Raw genomic sequence first — 2,024 nt, 5'->3', positions numbered from 1 at the left:
TGATCTAAATCGGAAATTTCATCGATAATTTTCTCGATCTGATTTTTAAGCTCAGGTATTTTGGAAACCACAATATCCCAGACAAGTTCGATATCAACGGAGAAATATCCGTGGATCAACCGGTTCCGGGTAGCTGCCATTGTGGGGCTACGGGACGTTGTTTAATTGTTTAATCAACATCTGATTGCCTCTCTCCTCCTCTTGCGACTCTCCGTTAAAAGCCTTAACACAAAGATGGTGAGCCGCTGAGTAGGGGGGGACATTCTTAAATATCTAACTTACTGTCCCGGGCTCATGTCCCGTGATGGGGACGGGGGGCCGTTTTATACTATTGAATCAGCTTGCCGCTTTCCCTTCTCCCTGTCCCTCTTTACACCCCTGTTAAGTCCAATCCCAAAAGCTTGCACCCCGTAGCGCTACATGCTACAGTTACTGCCATGATTGTCAGCTTTCGCCATAAAGGTCTCGAGAGACTATACCTTAAAGATTCTGTCGCGGGCATTCAGCCGTCGCATGCCCCCAAGCTCAGACGTATTCTTGCTGCCCTTGATGCAGCATCATCGCTGGAGGAACTGAATTTCCCTGGATACCGTCTCCATCCCCTTAAAAGAAATTTGCAGGGATACTATTCCCTGTGGGTAAGTGGAAACTGGCGCGTTACTTTTCGCTTTATTGACCAGGATGTCGAACTGCTGGATTATCAGGACTATCATTGAAGGAGTTTTTTATGCTTAAAAATCATCCGCACCCCGGTGAAATACTACGAGAGGATGTTTTGCTGCCGTTGAATATTGACGTGACTGACGCGGCCAACCGCCTTGACATAGCCCGCTCAACCCTGTCTCGTATCATCAATGGCCGTTCAGGCATCAGTCCGTTGTTGGCTTTACGATTGGAAAAAAGCGGTGTCAGTACCGCTCGGTTCTGGATGACATTACAGTCAAATTATGAACTGTCCAAGGCTATGCAACAGAACGACGATCTGAAGGTCAAGCCACTACATACTGCTGTTTAACATTGGGGGCTATGAGAAAAAACCTGTTTTTTGCCGCAATCAACATCTATCAAGCAAGGGGGACATTCTTAAATATCTAAAGTACTCTCCCTGGTTCATGTCCAGTGATGGGAACGGGGGGCGTTGTTGAATGAAGAAGGAAAATCAATCGAGATTGTAACTGTTCAGCATCTTTGAAGGGGCGGCTTTTGCCGCGACAATCCTGCTCCCACACTGTCATTCCGGCGTGATTTTGGCCGGAATCCAGATTCTTCTTCAGAGTTAAAAGGCGTAGATCCCCGACAAAAGCCCTCGGAGATGACGATTTTTGGGCTGCGGGTGAATAGTTGCTCGGGGTTACGCTAAAAAGTTTCATTTTCTCGTTTTGAAAACCGAGGGGTGCCGTTTGCTGTGCAAACAAGCCAAAACGATAATGCTCCCGTTTTCAATCAGAAAAAAGAGGCCGAAGGGAAATTTCCTGAGAAGTGCTCTTCTGATATTTTCATAAACAACGGGATATTGACGGGGGTTTCTTACAATAGCAGCGATGCAGGCATCTACGGCTCTGATAAATTCTGTACCGAGACCTTGATCGCGCTGCTCGTACCATCGGGCCGCTTCTATAATGTCAGTTTCGGCAATCACTCTGACAATGATTTGCTGCTGCATCATAAGGTCAGCAAAATCCGCTTTCGAACCTTATCCCAGCTTTCGCAGCATTCAGGATTGGCAGCATAATCTTCCAACCGCTCCTGCAGTATTGTTTTCTGAAGGTCCGTCAGATCAACACATCGCTGATTTACAGCAATACTATCCCAAATATCCTCAGCAAGTTGAATCCGCTCAGATATGCTGAGTTGCAATATTTTTTCTGATAGGTTGGTTTGCATTTTTGCCTCGCCGCTGAGTTAGCATTCCTTGTCGTAAATTATCATTTTGTTGCGCAGAGGTAAACCATATAGCTTTTATTGGCGAGACGAGTGGGCATTGTTTAATTGCTGAATCAAAAAGCCACAACGCAGACGCTGGG

General features: G+C 46.3%; 6 protein-coding genes. 3 read left to right on the top strand and 3 right to left on the bottom strand.

Annotation, left to right across the window (positions count from 1 at the left end):
• Positions 1 to 140, bottom strand: a 140-nt coding sequence (locus tag AC6F7T_RS08370; RefSeq protein ID WP_500717785.1) for a HepT-like ribonuclease domain-containing protein, incomplete at its 3' end; no start/stop codon positions are given.
• A gap of 297 nt (positions 141 to 437) precedes the next feature.
• On the opposite strand from AC6F7T_RS08370, the gene AC6F7T_RS08365 reads away from it, so the two are divergent.
• The 3 genes from AC6F7T_RS08365 to AC6F7T_RS08355 all read left to right on the top strand — a co-directional run bounded on the left by AC6F7T_RS08365 (position 438) and on the right by AC6F7T_RS08355 (position 1,732).
• A complete protein-coding gene (locus tag AC6F7T_RS08365; protein ID WP_500717784.1) occupies positions 438 to 716 on the top strand; it encodes a type II toxin-antitoxin system RelE/ParE family toxin in 279 nt (92 codons plus the stop codon).
• A gap of 11 nt (positions 717 to 727) precedes the next feature.
• Positions 728 to 1,015 (top strand): HigA family addiction module antitoxin, encoded by a 288-nt coding sequence (locus AC6F7T_RS08360; RefSeq protein WP_500717783.1) that lies wholly within the window; start codon positions 728 to 730, stop codon positions 1,013 to 1,015.
• Between the two features lie 390 nt (positions 1,016 to 1,405).
• Positions 1,406 to 1,732 carry a hypothetical protein gene (locus AC6F7T_RS08355; protein WP_500717787.1) on the top strand — a complete coding sequence of 109 codons (327 nt, stop codon included), beginning with the start codon at positions 1,406 to 1,408 and terminating at the stop codon, positions 1,730 to 1,732.
• Here the strand turns inward: AC6F7T_RS08355 and AC6F7T_RS08350 are convergent.
• Together AC6F7T_RS08350 and AC6F7T_RS08345 are read right to left on the bottom strand one after the other, a co-directional pair.
• Positions 1,663 to 1,884: an addiction module protein gene (locus AC6F7T_RS08350; RefSeq protein WP_500717781.1), complete on the bottom strand. Its 222-nt coding sequence runs from the start codon at positions 1,882 to 1,884 to the stop codon at positions 1,663 to 1,665. The genes AC6F7T_RS08355 and AC6F7T_RS08350 overlap by 70 nt on opposite strands.
• The coding region (locus AC6F7T_RS08345) for a hypothetical protein (protein ID WP_500717779.1) at positions 1,838 to 2,024 on the bottom strand (187 nt) is incomplete at its 5' end. The genes AC6F7T_RS08350 and AC6F7T_RS08345, both read right to left, overlap by 47 nt.

Source organism: Pelovirga sp. (assembly GCF_059864205.1).
Note: the sequence above shows the minus strand (reverse complement) of the source record. Positions and strands in the feature narration are given on the sequence as shown.

What these genes read in the sequence shown, in the direction of transcription:
- AC6F7T_RS08365 (WP_500717784.1), top strand. Translation starts at nt 438, where the DNA reads ATGATTGTCAGCTTTCGCCATAAAGGTCTCGAGAGACTATACCTTAAA.
- AC6F7T_RS08360 (WP_500717783.1), top strand. Translation starts at nt 728, where the DNA reads ATGCTTAAAAATCATCCGCACCCCGGTGAAATACTACGAGAGGATGTT.
- AC6F7T_RS08350 (WP_500717781.1), bottom strand. Translation starts at nt 1,884, where the DNA reads ATGCAAACCAACCTATCAGAAAAAATATTGCAACTCAGCATATCTGAG.